19 protein-coding genes are annotated in these 21,499 nt (G+C 36.9%); 6 read left to right on the top strand and 13 right to left on the bottom strand.

All coding sequences use genetic code 11. The features are described 5' to 3' along the window. Positions 1 to 2: 2 nt before the first annotated feature. Positions 3 to 635 carry a toprim domain-containing protein gene (locus WC631_00490; protein MFA6226952.1) on the top strand — a complete coding sequence of 211 codons (633 nt, stop codon included), beginning with the start codon at positions 3 to 5 and terminating at the stop codon, positions 633 to 635. A 1-nt stretch (position 636) separates the two neighbouring features. Next, positions 637 to 1,389: a polysaccharide lyase gene (locus tag WC631_00485; protein MFA6226951.1), complete on the top strand. Its 753-nt coding sequence runs from the start codon at positions 637 to 639 to the stop codon at positions 1,387 to 1,389. 50 nt (positions 1,390 to 1,439) lie between these two features. On the opposite strand, the gene WC631_00480 is transcribed toward WC631_00485, so the two are convergent. The 5 genes from WC631_00480 to uppP form a co-directional block, all read right to left on the bottom strand. Further along, a complete protein-coding gene (locus WC631_00480) occupies positions 1,440 to 1,811 on the bottom strand; it encodes a hypothetical protein (protein MFA6226950.1) in 372 nt (123 codons plus the stop codon). Positions 1,812 to 1,935: 124 nt separating this feature from the next. Further along, positions 1,936 to 3,597, bottom strand: a complete 1,662-nt coding sequence (locus tag WC631_00475) for a CTP synthase (protein ID MFA6226949.1) — start codon at positions 3,595 to 3,597, stop codon at positions 1,936 to 1,938. A gap of 5 nt (positions 3,598 to 3,602) precedes the next feature. Further along, on the bottom strand, positions 3,603 to 4,073 hold the full coding sequence (locus WC631_00470; GenBank protein ID MFA6226948.1) for a hypothetical protein: 471 nt from the start codon (positions 4,071 to 4,073) through the stop codon (positions 3,603 to 3,605). A gap of 98 nt (positions 4,074 to 4,171) precedes the next feature. After that, entirely contained in the window at positions 4,172 to 4,489 is a 318-nt protein-coding gene (rplU, locus tag WC631_00465; GenBank protein MFA6226947.1) for a 50S ribosomal protein L21, read from the bottom strand. A 45-nt stretch (positions 4,490 to 4,534) separates the two neighbouring features. Next, positions 4,535 to 5,338, bottom strand: coding sequence for an undecaprenyl-diphosphatase UppP (gene uppP / locus WC631_00460; GenBank protein ID MFA6226946.1), 804 nt, complete (start codon positions 5,336 to 5,338; stop codon positions 4,535 to 4,537). A gap of 70 nt (positions 5,339 to 5,408) precedes the next feature. On the opposite strand from uppP, the gene WC631_00455 reads away from it, so the two are divergent. From WC631_00455 to WC631_00445, 3 genes are read left to right on the top strand one after another with little or no spacing between them, the layout of a single operon-like run. Beyond that, complete coding sequence (locus WC631_00455; GenBank protein MFA6226945.1) at positions 5,409 to 6,200, top strand: thioredoxin domain-containing protein; 792 nt, start codon at positions 5,409 to 5,411, stop codon at positions 6,198 to 6,200. A gap of 13 nt (positions 6,201 to 6,213) precedes the next feature. Next, entirely contained in the window at positions 6,214 to 9,678 is a 3,465-nt protein-coding gene (locus tag WC631_00450) for a sulfotransferase (protein ID MFA6226944.1), read from the top strand. A 5-nt stretch (positions 9,679 to 9,683) separates the two neighbouring features. Further along, positions 9,684 to 11,630, top strand: coding sequence for an acyltransferase family protein (locus tag WC631_00445; GenBank protein ID MFA6226943.1), 1,947 nt, complete (start codon positions 9,684 to 9,686; stop codon positions 11,628 to 11,630). Positions 11,631 to 11,642: 12 nt separating this feature from the next. Here WC631_00445 and WC631_00440 read toward each other — a convergent pair whose 3' ends face one another. Continuing rightward, positions 11,643 to 15,056 (bottom strand): ATP-dependent DNA helicase, encoded by a 3,414-nt coding sequence (locus WC631_00440; protein MFA6226942.1) that lies wholly within the window; start codon positions 15,054 to 15,056, stop codon positions 11,643 to 11,645. A gap of 15 nt (positions 15,057 to 15,071) precedes the next feature. On the opposite strand from WC631_00440, the gene WC631_00435 reads away from it, so the two are divergent. Further along, entirely contained in the window at positions 15,072 to 16,340 is a 1,269-nt protein-coding gene (locus WC631_00435) for an aminopeptidase (GenBank protein MFA6226941.1), read from the top strand. Between the two features lie 8 nt (positions 16,341 to 16,348). Here WC631_00435 and WC631_00430 read toward each other — a convergent pair whose 3' ends face one another. From WC631_00430 to WC631_00400, 7 genes are all read right to left on the bottom strand, one after another. Continuing rightward, positions 16,349 to 17,809 carry an ATP-binding cassette domain-containing protein gene (locus WC631_00430; GenBank protein ID MFA6226940.1) on the bottom strand — a complete coding sequence of 487 codons (1,461 nt, stop codon included), beginning with the start codon at positions 17,807 to 17,809 and terminating at the stop codon, positions 16,349 to 16,351. A gap of 20 nt (positions 17,810 to 17,829) precedes the next feature. Further along, a complete protein-coding gene (gene pheA / locus WC631_00425) occupies positions 17,830 to 18,672 on the bottom strand; it encodes a prephenate dehydratase (protein MFA6226939.1) in 843 nt (280 codons plus the stop codon). A gap of 2 nt (positions 18,673 to 18,674) precedes the next feature. After that, positions 18,675 to 18,947 (bottom strand): chorismate mutase, encoded by a 273-nt coding sequence (locus WC631_00420; protein MFA6226938.1) that lies wholly within the window; start codon positions 18,945 to 18,947, stop codon positions 18,675 to 18,677. A gap of 35 nt (positions 18,948 to 18,982) precedes the next feature. Continuing rightward, positions 18,983 to 19,507, bottom strand: a complete 525-nt coding sequence (locus tag WC631_00415; protein MFA6226937.1) for a hypothetical protein — start codon at positions 19,505 to 19,507, stop codon at positions 18,983 to 18,985. Between the two features lie 73 nt (positions 19,508 to 19,580). After that, positions 19,581 to 19,724 carry a hypothetical protein gene (locus WC631_00410; GenBank protein MFA6226936.1) on the bottom strand — a complete coding sequence of 48 codons (144 nt, stop codon included), beginning with the start codon at positions 19,722 to 19,724 and terminating at the stop codon, positions 19,581 to 19,583. Positions 19,725 to 19,728: 4 nt separating this feature from the next. Continuing rightward, entirely contained in the window at positions 19,729 to 20,220 is a 492-nt protein-coding gene (locus tag WC631_00405) for a CxxC-x17-CxxC domain-containing protein (protein MFA6226935.1), read from the bottom strand. Positions 20,221 to 20,303: 83 nt separating this feature from the next. Continuing rightward, positions 20,304 to 21,488, bottom strand: a complete 1,185-nt coding sequence (locus tag WC631_00400; protein MFA6226934.1) for a sigma-70 family RNA polymerase sigma factor — start codon at positions 21,486 to 21,488, stop codon at positions 20,304 to 20,306. Between the last annotated feature and the right edge of the window lie 11 nt (positions 21,489 to 21,499).

The raw sequence follows: 21,499 nt of genomic DNA, 5'->3' as shown, positions 1-21,499 counted from the left end.
TTATGAACTCCATAGAAAGATTAACAAAAATATTTTCTGAATTCCCTGGTATCGGGCCAAAACAAGCGAGGAGATTCGTGTATTTTTTAATTACAAGAAATCCAAGCTATGTGGACGAATTTAGAAAAGAGATCACTAATCTGCGTGGTGAAATAGAAACTTGTGCTGATTGTAAAAAATATTTTATCCTGACCGGACAGGTAAAAAACGCTGATCTGAAAAAACTTTGCAATATTTGTGCTGATACTACCCGTGATGCAAGCTCTCTTATGATAGTCAGCCGAGATATAGATTTGGAAAATATAGAAAAAAGCAGATTTTTTAGTGGAAAATATTTTGTCCTTGGAGGGCTTGTACCGATTCTCGATAAAAATCCGGAACAAAGGATAAGATTAAATGAAATGATTTCGCTTGTAAGCAGAAATGCCGATAAAGGCCTAAAAGAAATAATTATTGGTTTAGATGCCAACTCCGAAGGAGAATATACCGCAGAAATCATGAAAAAAGCCCTCTCCCCGCTCGCCGAGAAATATAATATAAAGATTTCCGAGCTTGGTCGCGGACTTTCTACTGGCACAGAGCTTGAATACTCCGACCCAGAGACTATTAAAAACGCTTTAAAAAATAGAGGGTAACATGCCTAAAATAATAGAAATTACTTTTGATAAAGAAATTGTCGGATTGATTGATGAAAAGATAATAAATAGACTTTTCAATAATCCTCCTAAAATTGTAGGTGTAAAAGAGGGTCTTTGTAGTATTGTAAAAGATCCTCTTAATAATGACAGAAAAGTTTTACAGATAAAGTATCAAAAAGAAATAATACAAGAAGAAAAGACGAGGTGGCGTTTAAGATTTGATAAGCCTGTAGAATCTGCAACTGTTACATATAAGGTTATGTTTCCGGAAGGATTTGATTTTGTAAGGGGTGGAAAATTACCTGGATTTTATGGTGGCACAGCCCCAAGGGGTGGCGATAAGTCGAATCTCGGAGATGGTTTTACTGCGAGGGTAATGTGGAGAGAAAATGGGGAAATTTTCCAATATATGTATTGGATGGAAAAAGATGAAAAGAAAAATTGGGGGGATGATTTACCTTGGATTGATTTGGACGGAGATATGAGACCTTTTAGGTTTATACCGGGGAAATGGCATACACTTACTACAAGAATTGTAATGAATACTCCTGGAGAAAATGATGGGAATATCACATGTCGGTTTGATGGGAAATTGGCTCTCTCGACTACAGGAACTTTCAGGGCTAAAGGTATGAGTTATGGAATAGATTCATTTATGTTCACGACATTCTTTGGTGGTAATGATGCGACTTGGGCTCCTAAAAAAGACGAATTTGTATATTTCGGAGATATAAAAATAGAATTGGAATAAAAAGACCCGCGCTTTCCTTTTGGATTGCGCGGGTGTTTGGGTAACCGATTTCAGGATGGAGCGAAGTCCACGAGTCTTTTGATAAGTGTCAGAACATTAGACTTATCACAGTAGTGCGAACATCCGACTCTCATCAATATATCACGATATGCTACATTGTCGGTATTGGCGACAATGTAATCTTTTGGACCATTGAAGCCAGAATTTCTCATCTTCTGTACAAAGACTGTCATATCGACGCCGAGGCAATCCCCATCGACAGAGACGAGTCTCAAGGACTCTCTATGCCCGTTGAATAAGAATTCCGCATCGACAAGATTGTCTGCCGTCAAGACTTTGATACCAACCTTAGCGAGCAAGTTGGCATACATCGCAGAAAACATTGGTACCAATTCTACAATCAATACTTTTGGTTTCTCCACAATTTCCTCCTTTTTTAAAGATTTGTGATTTGCCTACTTCCTAATATTGATACTACACCAAAACAACAAGCACATCAATAGAGAGGTGCGAGACTTCGTCCCGCACCTCTTTTTATCTCAATCTTTAAATCTTTTTTCTTTTTATTGCTACCTTCACAAACTCCGTAAACAAAGGATGCGGTGTGAGTGGTCTTGCAAGAAATTCCGGATGGAATTGTGTACCAAGGAAAAATGGGTGTACTTTTCGTGGGAGCTCGGCTATCTCCATAAGCACGCCATTTGGTGATTTGCCGGAAAATACCATACCCGCATCTTCAATCTTTTCTATAAATTCAGGGTTCACTTCATATCTATGTCTATGCCTTTCTTGTATCACATCTTTACCATAAGCTTCACGAGCGATAGTTCCCCTCTCTAGGTTCGCATCATAAGCACCGAGTCGCATACTTCCACCATAATTTCCTTCCGCGATTTTTTTCTTCTGATCCGGCATCACATCTATCACAAGCGCGCTGGAGTTTGGATTTATCTCTGCGGTATTTGCATCTTTTAACCCCAACACATTTCTGGCATATTCTATAACCATAAGTTGCATACCATAACAAAGTCCAAAATATGGAATCTTCTTCTCGCGAGCATATTTTATGACAGCGAGCTTCCCTTCTATTCCAGACTCGCCAAAACCTCCTGGTACAAGTATTCCGTCGTATTTCAAAAGCGCCTTCCAATCTGCAGTCTTTGCGTGTTCACCTTCATAATCACGGGCATTTATAGTATGAATTTTGGCTTTTTTACCGAGTTTATATGCAGAATATTTTATCGCTTCAAGCACCGAGACATAAGCATCTGTAAGCACAAAATCTCCTGTATTAAAATATTTTCCAACGATAGCAATATCCACCATATCCTTAACCTCTTTTACTTTCTTTGCAAAAGCAATCCATTTGTGAAGTCCGGGTTCGTTTTTCTTCTTTCGCAAATGTAAAACTTTCAAAAGAGTTGCGCTAAGATTGTCTTTTTCAAAATTCATCGGTACATCAAAAACGCTTTCTATATCGGGTGCGGAAATCACATTTTCCGTAGGCAGACTACAAGATACGGCAATCTTTTCCCTTCTTTTATGATCCATCGGCACTTCGCTCCTTGCTATGACGATATCTGCATTCACACCATAAGAATTGAGCTGACGAATAGCGTTTTGAGTTGGCTTTGACTTCATCTCACCAAGCTTCCCCGGTACTGGCATATAGCTCACCATTACAAAAGCCACATCATTTGGATGGCGGACTTTCATGGTACGCGCTGCTTCTATAAACATTATATTTTGATAGTCACCGACAGTACCACCAATCTCCACGACAGTGATGTCTGATTTATTTATCTTCGCCGAATGTTCAAATCTGCGAATTATTTCATCACGAATATGAGGTATAGCTTCCACACAATGTCCTCCGTATTTCAAAGCTCTTTCTGCCTCTATGACATGTTTATAAACCATACCAGAAGTTATGTAATCATCGCCTGTAAGATCGCGATGTAGGAAGCGCTCATAATTTCCCATATCTTGGTCCGTTTCAAGACCGGAATTTAAGACAAACACTTCGCCGTGTTCTGTTGGATTCATAGTCCCAGCGTCAACATTTAAATAAGGATCCACTTTCAAAAGGTTCACAGAAAATCCCTTCGCTTGAAGAAGGGTTCCAATAGATGAGGTGGTAATCCCTTTACCAACTCCGGACATAACTCCACCAGTTACGAAAATATATTTGTGGGATTTCTTCTGCATTTATTTTATCTCTTAAGTTCTAAAATCAGATTGACTAGTTTGGTAACTCTATCTCTCAAATTAAGAGACCTTGTTATTGAATTAAAATCTGGATCTTTACCTAAGAGTGCGTCTTGTCTAACCCAAGCAATCTTATTAATAACACTCTTTGCATCATACGAAGCCCCTGAGGAAGATTCTATTTTACCAGCCTTTCTTATTTCGTCATTCAATAAATCGAATTGTTGGCTTATTTCTTTCATAGCGTTAGCGGTCTCGGTTTTAATAGTTTTATCAAATCCGTCTAAATCCGTATGGTCAGCAGAAGACACATCATTAAAAGCATCTACTTGCCCTTGTAGAAACTTCATATTCTTTTTTGTCTTTTTAATATTCTCTATTCTTTCCCTGATAGTATTCAAACCATCATCCTCTGCTCCTGCTTCAGGATTTACTATCGGTTCTTTATCTTCAAATGATCCTTGTTCTGGTGTCATATTTTTATTAATAATTTATTAATTAATTATATCATAAGATATCCCCGTCTACTTAATAAAAAATAAGTCCCCGAGCGAGTGGCTCGGGGACTTAAAAATTATTTTATGTTTTCTATTTTGACTTCGAAGTATGGCTGTCTGTGTCCGTTTTTCTTGAAATATCTGCTTTTCTGCTTGTAGTGGATGACAGTGACGGTCGGAAGCTTGGCTGATTTTACTAGAGTTGCTTCTACTTTTGCACCATTTATGAAAGGTGTGCCGATAGTGGTGTCTTTGCCATTATCAACAAGCAAAACTTTATCAAAGACGATTTTATCGCCTACTTTATAGTCGCCAAGGAGCTTTTCTACCTTTAGAGTATCGCCCTTTGAAACTTTATATTGCTTTCCGCCTGTTTTTATCACTGCAAATTCCATAGCCCAATATACTACACGAAAATGACTTTTTTCGCAAGGGCTACACTAAGTAAAATGTAAAACCAAGAGAACCACTACCGCCAAGATTACACGATACCAGACAAAGAGATTGAGGGTATGATTTCTCAAATATTTCATCAAAAAGCCAATAGCGAGGAGGCCGACAATAAATGCCGTAAGCGAACCGGCTAAAAGTTCAACACCAGAAGCACCACTAAGGCCAGCGTGGTAAATCTCTAAAAACTTTTTTACACCAGAACCAAAGATTATCGGCATTGAAAGCAAAAAGCTGAATCGCGCCGCTTCTTCCCTATTGAGTCCAAAGAAAAGCCCGCCAGAAATCGTCGCACCCGAACGAGAAAAACCTGGCACTAGTGCAAGACATTGAAAAAGTCCCACCCAAAAGCCTTTCCCTATAGAAAGCATTTTATCTTTCGTTGCAAATTTTTCTGCAAAATACATCACGGCACTTCCAACAAGTAGTACCCAAGCTACAAGCTCTGCACTTCTGAAAATAGTCTCCATTTGTTTTTCCAGAAGGAGTCCGCCAATGATAGCCGGTATTGTGCCGAGAATTATCGCAAAAATCATCACCACATCCCTATGTTCAACAGGCTTTTGTAAGATCATTGCAAAGAAAGTTTTGATAAGTCGCCATAAATCTTTCCAAAAATAAACCACAAGAGCCAGAACGGTTGCGAGCTGTAAGACAGCGTCAAAGGAAAGACTATTTGAACCATTCCAACCGAGAATATCACGCGCGATTATCAAGTGTCCCGATGAAGAAATCGGTATAAATTCCGTTGCTCCCTCGACAATTCCCAAAATTATTGAGCTAAATATATGCATATTGCGTACATTATACCTTTTTGTGATAGAATAGTCATACGCAATTTTTTATCAATTAATTCATAAAAAGATGACATCAGAACAAAGCAAAGTTTATTATGTACCGGCAGCAATACTCTTGGCAGGATTTATAATCGCAGGAGCGATTTATCTGACTGGCAAGGATAGCTCTCCTTCTCAAAATACAAATCAACCTGTAAAAAAGCAGGTTGCATCTGGAATATCAATTAAGACGATAGATAGCTCGGATCATATTAAAGGCAATCCAAATGCCAATGTAGCAATTTTGGAATACAGCGATACCGAATGCCCATTCTGTAAGAGATTTCATACCACAATGCAAAGCATAATCGACCAATATGGAAAAGATGGCAAAGTAGCTTGGGTATACAGACATTTCCCTCTTGATAGTATTCACCCAAAGACAAGGAAAGAAGCTGAGGCGACAGAATGCGCAAATGAGCTTGCTGGAAATACTGGCTTCTGGAATATGATAGATAAGATTTATACAAATACGCCATCGAACAATCAGATGGATCCTAGTCTTTTGCCGGTTTTTGCAAAAGCTATCGGTTTGGATCAAGCCAAATTCAACACATGTCTTTCAAGCGGAAAATATGCGGCCACCGTTGAAGCTCAATATCAGGATGGACTAAAAGCTGGAGCTCAAGGCACACCTTATAGTTTGATAGTTTTGAGAAAAGCACTTACTTCTCCTGTAGAAAAATCAATAAATGACTTGGTAGTAAAATCCGGTCTATCACAAAATATCTCTATCACAAGCGACAAAACAAAAATAGTTTTAAACGGGGCACTCCCCTTGCAGGCTATCACACCGATACTCGACATACTTGTAAAATAGAGTTTTATCCAAAATGAACAGAACGGATGTTATACAACACTTCATTGATAGGATTGGAGCAAAAACTTATCTAGAAATTGGTGTCGCTAAGGGGAATAACTTTTCAAAGATTAGGGTCGACAAGAAAATCGCTGTCGATCCGAGATTTGGATTGCCACCAGGATATTCAAAAAAACCAAATGAATCATATCATGAAATAACAAGTGATAGATTTTTCAAAGAATATGATTCTCTCATAGGAGATATCGAGCTTGATGTCGTATTTGTAGATGGTCTTCACACATACGAACAATCGCTGAAAGACATAAATAATTCCCTCGATCATTTGAACAAAAACGGTTTTGTTGTAGTACACGATTGCAATCCAAAATCAGAGGCGGCGGCACAAAAGACACAATCTGATGCGCGCAAATTGAGACAAAGAGATGGTGATAAAAGCACCGCCTGGAACGGCGACGTATACAAAACCTTGATTTACTTGAGATCTTCAAGAAAAGATCTGAATATCTTTACACTTGATTGCGATCAAGGCTTGGGAATAATTACAAAAGGAAAGCCAGAGGATGTCTTGAACGAAGATCTTAATAATATAAAAGATATTATTTATGTAGACTTTGCAAAAAAAAGAGAGTATTATCTAAACTTGAAAGGGAGCAACTTTTTAATAAAAAACGTGCGTCACGAGAACCCAAAGATAAAGGCTACTATAAAAGAGACGGGTACTAGAAAGATCAAAGACAGTGTTCAAGCAATAATCTGTGGTCATGAGCATAGTGGGACAACGATGCTCATGGACATATTGAGCAATCATCCATCTATAAACTCCGGATTTGAAATAGGTTTTTTACTTGTAGATAAGCCAAGAGACTTTATAGGTTTTGACCCGTTCTATAAAAATATGCTTGATGGTTGGAAAATTAAGAAAGGAGATCTGGACAAAATATGTGATACTGACGATTTTGCAGAAGCATATTCACGACTTAGAGAAATCTCCCCGTTAGTAATCAATAATAACAAAATCATCGACAAGACACCAAGATATATGCAAAGACTTGAGGAAGTCTTAGAAAAAGCTCCGGGTGTCCCATGTGTAGCGATTATAAGGGACCCGAGATCACTCGTATGGTCGTCTTGTAAACATGACATAGGGTTACGAAACATCGATAGAAATGAAATGATAGACGAATGGTTCAAGGAGAAATATCCTGCGTCATTCAATCATTTACTTTCTTATTATATCGCTCTGAAATATGCTTTACTGGGTCAGAATAAAGATAGGATAATGGTAGTATCCTATGAAGAATTATGTAGATATCCCAAAAAGATACTACCAAAAATATTCAAACATTGTGGTTTGGAATATAATGATAAGTACATGGATATTTCTAGTACAAAGTTTAAAGAAAATATATATGGAAGTCATGTGGATACAGATTTTATATCAGAATATAAAAGTAGGATGTCAAAAGAAAAGTGTGAAGAGATTATAGAAAATACTCTAGAATATATTAAATCAATTAAGAATACGGGTAATATTTTAAGTACGTTCTGGAGGTTCAGGATTAGAACTGCATTTATTAAAAGAGCACTCAAAAATAACCTACTTGGTAAGTATTTCAAAGATATACTGAAGGAAAGATCGAGACCGGATTTCCTCTGTATTGGTATGCAAAAGGCTGGTACCACATGGCTCTATGAAAATATTAAAAGGCATCCAAATTTCTGGGCACTCCCGATAAAGGAAGTGCACTACTTCGATGAAATACATGCTGGGCCGATGATAGCTGAAAGAAGGCTTTTATCTGCAGCAAGAAATATGAAGAGATTGCTCGAGAAAATACCACGGGCATTAAATCAGAAACTAGGTGGTATAGGACCGATATTAAGTGACCTGAAATTTTTCAATAAATTTGGCTTTACAAAAAATCTCGACGATAGATACTACGAAAGCTTATGGGAATCAGCCCCGGCTAGTATGCTGACTGGAGATTTCACACCAGACTATTCTATCTTATCTATAAATGAGATAAGACATTGCCGAAAAGTAAATCCTAAAATGAAAATCATCTTATTACTAAGGAACCCTATTGACCGGGCATGGTCTGCATCTAGAATGTGGGCTGATACGAAGGGAATCGATCCTACCTTGTGTTATAACAAACCATTTATTATAAATAGAAGCAAGATAAAAGAAATAGTAGAGAATTGGGAAAATGTCTTTCCAAAAGAGAATATATTCTATGGTTTCTATGATGATATAGTAAATGATCCATTAAAATTATTAAGACAAATATGTGATTTTCTAAACGTAAGATACAAAGACAAATATTTTCCAAGATCAAAAGAAAAAATATTTGTAGGCAAACCATCCGATATGCCAGAGAATATTCGTGATTTCTATGCGAATACATTTAAAGAAGATTTTGATTTTGCAGAAAAGAGATTCGGGGGGTATGCTACTCTATGGAGAGAAAAATATACTAAATCACTAAAGACGCAGGAAGAACAAAAAAGTAATAATACAAATAGTTCGAGGTCAAACCATGAACTACTAGTGGAGACCATCGAACAAGCAATTCTCGCCCCATGCCTAACAGATATGCGAGGAAAAGCTATATTAGGAGTCGTCGATTCTGAAGGGAAATTGCGTCTTAAAGAGATGCCTAAAAGAATTGAGGATGGACAATTCACATTCTCTAGAAATACGATAAAGCCCACAGGAATCTTGAAGGGCACATATATATTTGCTGGTCATTTACAAAGTCATTTCGGTCATTTCATTCTCGAAGGTCTGTCAAGAATTTGGTATATCAAGAAACATCCAGAAATACCTATAATATGGATTCCCATGTATAATTCCGCAGAACCTAACCATTGGCAGAAGGAGATCTTATCTTTATTGAATATTAAAAATGAACAAATTATCATACAAAAGCCGACAATAGTAGAAAGATTGATTATCCCTACTCCTGGTCTACTACTTAGAGAATTCTTCGACGTAGAACATGCAAAAAGCCTTGCCATCTTTGATACGAAAGAATCTGAGGATAAGAAGCTTTGGTTATCAAGATCAATGATTCAACCAAGAAATTCAAAATCGATCATAACAAACGAAGACGAACTTGAAAAAATTCTCGCTACAAAAGGGTGGATGATATTTCATCCTGAAAAACATGCGATCAAAGAACAGATAATGACCTTAGCTTCAGCCAAACATATAGCGGGATTCAATGGTTCGGCATTTCATACATTAATATTCTTAAATGAGGTTAGGGCAAAGATCACAGTTCTTGAAAGAAGAGCCAATCCTATGATATTAAGAAATATGAAAATCATTGCTGACACGAAAAAGCTTAATCAAAGTATTCATAAAATCTCCCTAACTAAGGCTGAAAGTAAAGACGGCTGGAAAGAATCATACAAAATCTCATCATATGACGAGGTCGTCAAAATACTTGAAGAAAATAGTATAACTTAGGTCTTATGAGTGATACTTTATTAAATTATCGCAAAGATATAGATGGGCTTAGGGCGTTGGCTGTACTACTGGTAATAATATTCCATGCTTTCCCAACAATACTTGCGGGTGGTTTTATTGGTGTGGATATATTCTTTGTCATATCAGGATATTTAATATCCGGAATAATATTAAAGGCACTTGAAAATAATCAATTTAGTTATATAGACTTCTATAGACGTCGTATAAAAAGAATATTCCCATCATTAATATTGGTACTTATAGCCTGTCTAATAGCCGGCTGGTTTTTACTTTTTTCCGGAGAATACGCTTCTCTCGGTAAAAATATAGCTTCTGGTGCTGGTTTTATTGCAAATATAATTTACTGGCTTGAATCAGGGTATTTCGATATATCCTCTACTTTAAAACCATTGATACATTTGTGGTCACTAGGTGTCGAGGAACAGTTTTATATACTTTGGCCGATTCTGCTTGTCTTTATATATAAAAAGATTAAAAGAATCCCCCAGACGATATTTATTATATTACTTATATCTTTCTTTTTAAATATATACTTGGGCTTTAAAAGCCCTGCCACAGCTTTTTATCTACCCTTCACACGCTTTTGGGAACTTATGGGGGGTGCTCTCTTAGCTTATTTCACTATATTAAAAGGAGGACTAATAAATAATATAGCTATCAGACTAAAAATAAAAAATATGTCCGACTCTTTTATTTATAACACATTATCATGGTTAGGAATTATTCTGATAGTTTTATCTGCTTTTATAATTAATGATTCCAACTTCCATAGCGGTATTGTCGTTATGTCGATAATCGGGGTAATCTTACTTATAGCATCTGGGCCACAAGCTTGGGTAAATAAAAATATACTTTCAAATAAAATGTTGGTCTTTATAGGTCTGATTAGCTACCCTCTCTATCTTTGGCATTGGCCATTATTATCATTTGCAACAATAATCAATTCTGGGGCAGTATCTACGATTGTAAAGTTAATTTTAATTATATTTAGCTTCTTATTTGCCTGGATTACATACAGGTTAATAGAAATGCCTATACGGCACACAAAAATAAGAAATATTCCAATAATATTATGCTGTATTATGTTATTAGTAGGTAGTGGAGGCATACTTGTATATTTAAATCATGGATTTGATTTTCGCTTCCCGATCCAAGAAAATGCACTTAAAACAGCCTCAGAGAGAATAGACGGTAAAACACTTTGTAAAAAACTTTTTCCACAAAGTATTTATAAACTCATATGTTTTGCGAACGGAGATGGTAATAATCGTGTGTTTATAATTGGAGATTCACATACAAAATCTATCTATATGGGTTATAGTAAAATATTAACAGAAAGGGGTTATACAGTAATCAACATAGGCATTGGTGCCTGTTCATTATTAGACGTAAAGAGTATGCCGGTCCAACAACAAAAGAGTTGTGATATAAATATAAGAAATGTTATCAATACAGTCCTTTTAGGAAAACCTAAAGCGATAATAATATCGAATAATGCTTGGTCCAAGAATAGAGACCTTTTTCGAGAAGGTATGGATAATATTCTCTCATACTTTCCGAATAATATTAAATTGATCTGGTTTACGCAAACACCAACAATACCTTTTGATTTGACAAAATGTATCGATCGTCCACTGTCCTCTACGCAGAATAAAACTACGGGCTGTTCCTTCCCTAGAAAGTCATACGACAAAATGATTTCCGGTATGAATAGACGAATAGACAATCTAAAAAAGAAATACCCACAAATCATAAACATCGATCCATCTTCTGTATTATGCAATCAGACCGAATGTTTTATAACAATAAATAATCAATTCTTATATAAAGACAACAACCACTTAAGCCTTTTTGGGAGTCAATATCTGGCTGAAAAAATACCGATAGATCAATATTTTCCAATTATAATGTCTAAATATCCTAAGGAATAGTAAAAACAATATTTATATCTTACCCTCCAAAAGATCCTCCTCAAATTGCTCTATTCCTTTCAAATCCTTAGCGTATTTGCTTATATCCGGAAAATCTAAATCCATTATTTTCTCATAAACTTTTTGAATAAGCTTTTCTAGTCTATCTCTTTTCTCGTCTGTGATGTCGATTGATAAACTTACTATTTTCCCATCCTTCTCTCTCGGTTCGACAAAATCCAAAACACCCATTTTTACTTTCACTCCCCTGTCACTAAATTCACGTGAATTCTCTACAAGTAATCTATAAAAAACCAACTGTCTTTCATATTCATGAAGCTTCACTTTTTCATAAGGCTCTTTACCTACCCATTCATTTTTGGGTGCTTTGCCGGTCTTATAATCATGTACTTCAAGCTCACCTCCTCCAAGGTTTACAATTCTGTCTATTTTCCCGGAAAGACTTGCCCCACTTACCACAACCCCTTGGTCTTTAAAATTAAATTCGATTACATCTTTTGTATTGAAATCTTTACTTCTCTCTTTCCAAAAGGCGTTAAGTGCTTCTTCCCCCCTCTCCAAAAGTTCTTTAAAATCTGCCAACGGTAATCTTTCTTTTTTCAAAAATTCCGAAAGCCATTTACAAACTTTTTCTATACTCGGTAATTTCCCGACATTTTTTAATTCAATTACAGCTTTCTCAAGTGTAGAATGCATCGCCGTCCCGAAAGAATTTGAAAGAGTCTTTGCTTGTGGGAATCTCAAAAGATTATTCTCCAAGAAATATTGTGGACCTCCTTTTTCAACATTTAGAAAATTATTTAAATGCGTCACCGAGAGTTTATAATCTTCAAGAAGCGATTGGAGAAGCTTCTTTTCCGAACCGAGAAATGGTGCCGTATGATATGAAAGCCATGAGGCTGTAAGCACTTCACTCGCCTCTGGTTCCTCACTTTTTTCGGAAGAATTATCGGCAAAATACGCCTTTTTAAGAGCCTTATTTTCAAGCTCTTTATTATCCTCCCCAGGCATCAGAAAACGCAGTTTTTGGGCACTTTTACCCTTTTCCCCTAATAGATACGAGGTCAGGTATAAATGTTGCTTGGCACGCGTTATAGCCACATAAAACAGGCGTAATTGGTCATCTTCCGTGTCTCCGGCTGGTTCTATTGGCATATTTGCCGGCAATACGATTTTCTTAGGCATACCTCTGCCCGCCCAGATATCATCTTGGCAAGAAAGCACGAAAACTGTCTCAAATTCAAGCCCCTTTGCCCTGTGTGCTGTGAGTAGGTTTACCGCCTTACCGAGTTTAGAAAAAGGTCCTTGATCATTTACTGAAATCTTATTCTTCTCATGAAGCTCTACAAATTCGACGAGGTCTTTTATTGCAAGAATTTCGCCACTCTTGTATTCACGCAAAGCACTGATAAATGTCCTTAAACTGGAAAGAAAAGAAATGTATTCTGCCCTGGCATGTTCAAATTTGTCTTTGCTGAAATAAAAATCTCTAAAAGGACTAGAAAACTTCTCTGTTCCCTCATACTTATACTTTATACCCTCTACTTCATCGTCTGAATCGTCTTCATTATCTTTTGCCGTGCTGACCCTTGCACCGATTACTTCATCCAAAACCCTTTCAAGTGGTTCATTTTCGGCCCTTGCCCCAAGATCTATAAAAAACTTTGCGATATTTTGTACTTTCTCATCGGAATATTCAAGCATATTTTCAAGCCAAGTCTTGCCTTCTGGAGCGCGTCTTGAAGCAAGAGATATTTTCCAAACAGTTTCTCTACTTATACCCCAAAATGGAAAGCAAAGTATTTTCGGCAAAAGTTCGTCCGATTCATCTTTCTCTTTTTTACCGATTGAAGCGACAAATCTTGCAATATCTATAAGCTCGACCACATGTGGCTCCTTCAAGACATTTTGCTCTCTTTCATATCGTATTGAGATATTTACACCAGCAAGATAGGGCACGACCTCTTCAAGTTGCCAATGTTTTCTGGCAATCACAGCTATCTCTTCCGGATTTTGCCCACTATCAACAAGTTTTTTAATTTCTCTTGAAATAAAATGAAGCTCATGTGCGGAAGTCGGAAATTCTTTATTTACTATTTCTCCTTTGCCGATTCTCTCATTTGAGGCAATAAGGTTTTTCTCTATTTCCGGTAAAATAGTCTCGAGACGTTTACTCCCCTTTTTTATAATATGCGAAGCAATGTCCAAAATATCCTGCGTGGAACGATAATTCGCTGTCATTGTCACAGTTTGTACATCTTTAAATGTATTCTTGAAATTTAAAATATTAGAAAGTTCTGCTCCCTGAAATTTATAAACCGCTTGATCGTCATCACCCACCGCCATAATATTCGGCTTACCCTCATGCACTGGCGCGTCTGTAATAAATCTTAAAAGTCTCATCTGCGCATCGTTTGTATCCTGAAATTCATCCACCAAAATATACTGATACTGTTCTTGTATTTCATATCGCAGAGATTGGTTTTTCAGAAGAGTTTCCAAGACATCGAGTATCATATCGTCAAAATCATAGTAACCCTTCTCATGCATTGTGTTTTTATACTTCTCATAAATATCGGCAAGAGCATGAAGCTTTTCCATATTTTGAGTGTCTTTAAACACCGGCCTATCTTTATTGTCTTTCTTTATCCATTTTTCTCTCCATGCTGAAAGCTCCGAAGCCTTACCATCTTCATTTGCCTTGTCCACCGCTATCCTGAAAGATTCAGTAATACTTGAGACGAGATCTTTCAAATACGGTGACGGAAAATCACCCGCACTTTTCTTTGTAAGACCCTCAAAATCGAGAAGTGCCGAACTGGCTTTTTCAATACTTCCTTTACTTACTCTTTCGGAAAAGACTTTCGCCAAAATCTTATTCACTTCCGGCAAAAGGCTTTCATTGTGTTCCAAAATTTTATTAAATTCTTCTGGAGTAATACCCGCTTTTTTAAAATAGCTAATCACTTTGAGAGTGTCTTTCAAATATACAAAGCCTTGCTCCGGATGGACAGATTTTAATGGATTTTTCCTTGGGAGATTCTCAAATATCTCTTCTAATATTTTCACTTGAGTAAGTTCATCCGCTGCAGAGAAAAAAGCTCCACTATAAAAATATTCCGGATATTTTTGTATTATCTCCACACAAAAACTATGAAAGGTGTGTATAGCAACACGATAAGCCTCGGCACCTATAAAAGTCGCAAGACGTTTTCGCATATTTGCGCTTGCGGATTCGGTGAATGTCAAGCACAAAATATTTGAAGCCCTCGCTTGAGTATTCTTCAATATTTCCCCGACACGCAAACTCAAAATCTGCGTTTTGCCAGACCCAGGGCCAGCCACGACAAGAAGCGGTCCCTCTATAGTGTCTACCGCCTTTTTCTGTTCTTTATTCAGTGCTTTATATTGTTCCTCAAAATTCACTTTATAAATTATAACATGACACCTACTATTTTTATATTTTTAATATATACTAAGAAAATGATGAAAAGTTCATATATTCCACCCAAAAAGATACTAGAAAAATATGCTAATGTCCTAGTAAATTTTGCTTTAAATAGTGGTAAGGGAGTAAAAAAGGGAGAAGTTGTATATTTAGTGGCCGAAGAATCAAATAAACCATTGTATCTTGAAGTTAGAAAAGCAATATGGAAATCTGGAGCACATGTTATCTCAAACTTTCTCCCCTCAAATGAAAGTAGCTGTAATGTTGATGAAGACTTCTACTTACACTGTAAAGATCATCAGCTGTGTTTCTTTCCATATCACCATCTTAAGGGTTTAATTAAACAAATTGATCATTCAATTTTCATCAATAGTGAAACAGACATTCGCTCTCTTCAAAACATCAATCCGAGAAAGATATTGAAAAGAAATAAGACCTTTAAGCCATGGATGGATTGGCGAAATAAAAAAGAAAATGCTGGAAAATTTACCTGGACAGTTGGTTCTTACGGCACTGAAGCAATGGCAAGGGAAGCTAATATGTCAGTTAGAGAATACTGGGATCAAATTATCAAAGCATGCTTCTTAAATGAGGATAATCCCGTAGCAAGGTGGAAAAAAATATATAAAGAATTGGAGAAATACAGAAAGAGACTCAATAGAATGACTATTGATAGACTTCATATTGAGGGTAAAGACGTGGATCTATGGATTACTGTCGGAAAGAAGCGCCAATGGGCTTATGGTAGCGGACGTAATATTCCGAGTTTTGAAATATTTACTTCTCCTGATTGGCGCGGAACAAATGGCTGGGTGAAATTTAATCAGCCTCTTTATATATATGGAAATGTTGTCGAAGGGATAGGACTTGAATTTAAAGATGGGGTAGTTGTAAAAAGTACAGCTAGGAGAAATGAAAAGCTCTTAAGACAAATGATAGCTACAGAAGGTGCAGATAGAATCGGGGAATTTTCTATGACAGATAGAAGATTCTCTCACATTACAAGATTTATGGCAGATACTTTATATGATGAGAATATTGGTGGAAGGAATGGCAACACTCACATAGCTCTGGGTAATTCATATCACGACTGCTATGATGGAAAAGCAAACACTGTGTCTAAGAAAACCTGGAGTAAGCTTGGCTTTAATAATTCTTCTGTCCATACAGATATCGTTACTACTACCCCAAGGATTATTACAGCAATACTCAAGGATGACAGCAAGAGAGTAATCTACAAAAACGGAAAATATTGTTTCTAATCAATAACTTACTTCTCCAAATCCAACGTATAGTCAATTCTGATTTTTTGCACGAAATCCGGAACGTGGCTGACTATAATCATCGCGCCTTCATATTTATTCAGCGCTTCGGCGATAATCGGAATATGGCGGAAATTTATATGATTTGTCGGCTCATCTAAGATCAGAAGACCCGGCTTTTGCAAGACAAGTCTAGCAAAAGCTACGAGCCCCTTCTGCCCTTCCGATAAATCCCCTATTTTTGTATTTATTACATCGCTTGTGATAAGAAAACCTGCTGCCACGCTTCTCATAGCTTCTTCGGAGATCTTTAGAGACACAGCAGAAAGCGACTGATAGACAGTATCCTCAAAATTGAGCGTCGAAAAATCTTGACGATAATAGCCGATTACCACACCATGAGCAATTTTCGTCCCGACGGCTTCATTTTTAGCAATCGCCTCCAAGAGGGTGCTTTTGCCGATACCGTTTGGACCGCGAAGTAAGAGATGCTGATTTCTTTTCAAACTTATATCCGTTTTTCTTTGAACTGCTTTATGACTTTTGAAAGTCTTAAATGTTTTTATATGAACTATTTCTCCGGCAAGGTCTATCTGTGCGGGGATAATAAAATTGCGAATAGTTTTGTCTTCCTTTCTTGTATCAACTTTTTCTTCCTCAAGCTCTTCAGCTTTTTCTCTCATCTTCTTTGCCACAAGACGCATCTGACCCCCTTTCATTGCAAAAAAGTTGGCTTTATCTTTCTTTTCTTGAATCTCTTTTGCAAGCTGGGCGTTCTTCCTATTTTCCCTCTCCTGACGAGCGACTATCTGCTCTCTCACATCAAAATAATTTCCGACATATTGCTCTATCTTCCTTGTAAACACATCAAGATACAAAACTCCGTCCGTAAAACTATTCAAGAATTCCGCATCGTGAGAAATAACAATACAGGTCTTTTTATAATCAATCAAAAACTTCGTGAGGTGCTCTATCCCCGCTTTATCGAGATTATTTGTCGGCTCGTCGAGTAAAAGCAGATCTGGATTTTGTATAAGTGCTGAAGCGAGCAAAAGCCGTGCCTGCTGACCTCCAGAAAATGTCCGCACAATCCTATCATGCACTTTCTCATGTCCTTTTAAATTCACTACTTCCAAAATATCATCTATTTTTATATCAATATCATAGACTTTTTGTGTAAAACACTTTTGGAAAAATTCTCGGACAGTCAAACCTATTTCATCTCTTGGAATCACTTGCCTCGAAATCGCGATAGAAACACCATTCACGACATTTATTATCCCGCTTTCCGGTAGAATATATCTCGTAATAAGCCCGAATAAAGTGCTTTTACCGGCACCGTTTTGCCCCATTATTGTCGTCTTTGTCCCTCGGCGAATAGAAAAATCCACCTCATCTAGAAGGGGTTGATTCTCGCTGTATCCAAACGACACCTTTTCAAATCTAAGTATTGCCTCATCTTTCGCCATGCACTAGAGAATACTGTATTTTAAGAAAAATAGATAGTGCTGTAGCTACCTAAAAATACTACTTCACCTTCTTTCTTAATCCCAGCAATCGCTTTTTCTACGTTTTTATCTTTAAAATTACCCTCTATATCAATATGAAAGATATAATTTCCTAATTTTAATCTAGATGGTCTTGATTCTATCTTATTCAAGTTTATATTATTATCTTTAAAATTTTTTAAGATATCAAAGAGAAGCCCTGATCTGTCTTTTTTAGGAATAATAATTAAACTCGAAATTTTGCCTTTTAAGTCTCTGCTTGGGATCTTCTTAATTAAGACGAACTTTGTCTCATTATTTTCTTCGTCTTGTATATTTTCTGCGAGAATCTTCAATTTATACTTATCGGCAGCGACTTTTGTACCTATAGCAACCGCATTCAACAAACCTTCCTCTGCAATCTTTTTAAAAGCTTCGGCAGTACTTGTAGTCGTTATCCTTTTAGCATTAGGAAAATACTTATCTATATATTCAGAACATTGACCTAAAGCTTGAGGGTGAGATATAACCATCTCAATCTTGTCAGGTATGATTTTAGATGTGAGACTGGCAACACAATGCCTAATAGGTATAATAAGTTCTTGTTGAATAAATAATTTATTTTTATATAAACCATCTACTGTCTCTACTACACTTCCCTGAATAGAATTCTCTATTGGGACAACACCAGAATCCAGATCTCCGTCTTTCACCTTCTTTATGATATTAGTAATAGTATCAATCGGAATAATTTTACCAGACTGAACTAAAGACGTGGCCGCCACTTCAGAATTACTACCTTCGGGACCAAGATACCCTGTTTTTTTAGTAATTTCTATTTTCATAATTATTCCCCCATTATTTCCTTCTCTATTCTATGTGCATCTTCAATTATCTCTTTGTATATTTTCTCTACCAAGTCTGGATTGAGATTTAGTTCTTCTGCTAATTCTTTCCTGACTTTAATTATCTCTTTCTCTCGCTCCGGCTGATATCTCGGGAGATTGTTTTCTTTCTTATATTCGGCGACCTTCGGTATGAGTTTCATCCTTTCTACCAATACACTCAAAAGTTCGCCGTCTATCCTATCTATTTCTTTTCTTAATTCCAAAAGATTCATACCAATAAAATTATTCTATCACAATACAAAAAGATTTACTTTGAACTAGCTTCTACAAGTTTATCATCAGAAATCTCAAAATATCTACTGACACCGATAGATGGTCTTACTGCAAAAGATTCATCGGCCTTACGGTCGGCATAATTTACAATGATTTTTCCGTCACGAAATTCTGTGGTTTGAGGAGCTATCCTATCACCAAGGAGGATCGCATTTGCACCTTTATAGCCATCGCCGTCACCCAATGCAACTGCTATATAAAAGAAAGTCCCACTACCGCCAGTATTTTGCGTCAAAAGAAAAGCAGTATCATTTGTACCATCTCCATTAAAATCCCCCGCTACTTTATTGCCAAAATACCTTATAATTGTTTTTGAGGCCGAACCTTGAGTATTTTCTTCTTCCGCAAGGCCATTTGTGAGCTGTACTTCTCTACCATCTATCAAATATGTTGCGTCTTTATAGTCCGCTACAATACTATAATTAGATTCTGACGACCAAAAGACCGCTATTAATATAATGACAGCCAGACATACTATTAAGACTATCTTCTTTTTCATTGACCTAATTATATCATTTCTAACATTAAAAACAGCCCCACACTTTTTAAAAGTGTGGGGCTGTTTTTCGTGATTATTTTGATTTCTTTATTCTCTTTGAAAGTTTTGCTTTTCTTGCCGCCTTCTTTGAAACCAAGCGTACTTTCTTTATAGCTAAACGTTTCTGTGTCTTTTTTGAACGTGAAGCTTTTCTTCTTGTACTTATTCTTTTTGCCATTTTTTTATTTTTTAATTGTTTTCTTTTTAGCCACTGTTTTGACCTTTATTTTTCTATCAGCAACTTTTTCTATTGTCTTCTTTTCTTCGACTTTGGTCGGTTTAACAAAACCATCGATTGATCTTATCAGACTGTCTAATTTCACATTCATTGCTTCCAATTGCTTTTTGACACCGTCATCGCTCCTATTTCCACCAAAGCTAGGTGCGCTTTGCGGTCTACCGAAGTCTCTTCTTGGACCATTGTCCCTCGAAGGTCTTGACGGGCCTCCACCTTTTTTCATAAAGCAATCTTTACAGTAAACTGGTTTGTCGCCACTTGGTCTGAAAGGGATCTGACAAGCTTGATGACATTCATCGCAAACTGCGTCATGCATCACAACTTCCCTTCTTTCACCTCCTCTAAAACCCCCATCTCTTCTACCACCTCCAAAACTGGAGCCACCTCCGCGATTCCCGCCAAAACCACTTCCACCATCTCTATTAAATTTTCCCATTTTTTATTTATTGGTATTATTCTGTTCTCCTTACTAAACTGATATTGCTATTTTACATTATTTTTAAATAAAAAGCAAGGGTTTTAATAACTCTGTAACCTATTTATCTTTTCGTGCTGTCGGATTTTTTCGTGAGCTTTAGCTTCAATCTGTCTTATGCGCTCTCTAGTGACTCCAAATTCCTTTCCAACTTCTTCGAGAGTATGGGTTATACCATCATTTAGTCCATGTCTCATTTCAAGAATTTTCCTCTCTTTAAGTGAAAGATCACCGAGGATTTCTTTTACTTGGTCAGCTAGGATCCTACGTGAAGATTCCTGATCGGGCGAAAGGATTTTATCATCCGCAACAAAATCACCGAGTGTGGACTTGCCATCATCGCTGTCATCCCCTACCGGTGCTTCAAGCGACACTGTGTCTTGATCAATTTTCTCTATCATATAAACCTTTTCGACTTCAAGACCCATCTCTGTAGCAATTTCATCTGGCATCGGTTCTCTGCCCAAATCCTGTGAAAGCCTTCTGTAAACTTGTTTGTATTTTGCGATCGTCTCAACCATGTGCACTGGCACACGAATAGTTCTTGATTGATCGGCAAGAGCTCTTGTAATAGCCTGTCTTATCCACCAAGTAGCATAAGTAGAAAACTTATAGCCCTTTGTCCAATCAAATTTATCAACAGCCTTAAAAAGACCGAGGTTTCCTTCCTGTATCAAATCCAGAAGCGTAAGGTCAGCGCTCCTACCAACATATTTTTTTGCAATAGAAACAACAAGTCTCAAGTTGGCTTTTGCGAGAAGATTTTTTGCCTCTATGTCGCCATTTTGAATTTTCCTAGCAAGGTCTTTCTCCATTGAAGCATTGATAAGGGGATACTGGCCAATCTCTTTCAGATAAATCTGAATGGAGTCATAACTTGCATCTGCGGACTTGCCTCCATAAGTATATTTTTTAACCTGATCTTCATTAAAACCAAGCATTCCACCTCCTTCAAGAACATCTATTCCACCAACAGTGAGTTTATTATAAAGTTCGTCCAAAAACATCACATCGCTTTCAATCTTGGGAAATTCTTTCAAAATTTCATCATACGTGATAAAGCCCCTCTCCCTACCTTTTGCAAGAAGCCTTTCTCCTCTCATATCAAGCTCTTTCCTTTTGGCTGTAACTTTTGCTACCTTTATCGGTTTTTTAACAACTCTTTTGGCCTTCTTCTTTGCTGATTTTGTCTTCGAGGTTTTTTTTATTTTTTGGGTCTTCTTCTTCATTCGATTTAGAT

The sequence above is a fragment of the Candidatus Paceibacterota bacterium genome, from assembly GCA_041663045.1.
In the GTDB taxonomy this organism is placed as follows: domain Bacteria; phylum Patescibacteriota; class Minisyncoccia; order Phycocordibacterales; family GWA1-40-21; genus Bog-1340.
Note: the sequence above shows the minus strand (reverse complement) of the source record. Positions and strands in the feature narration are given on the sequence as shown.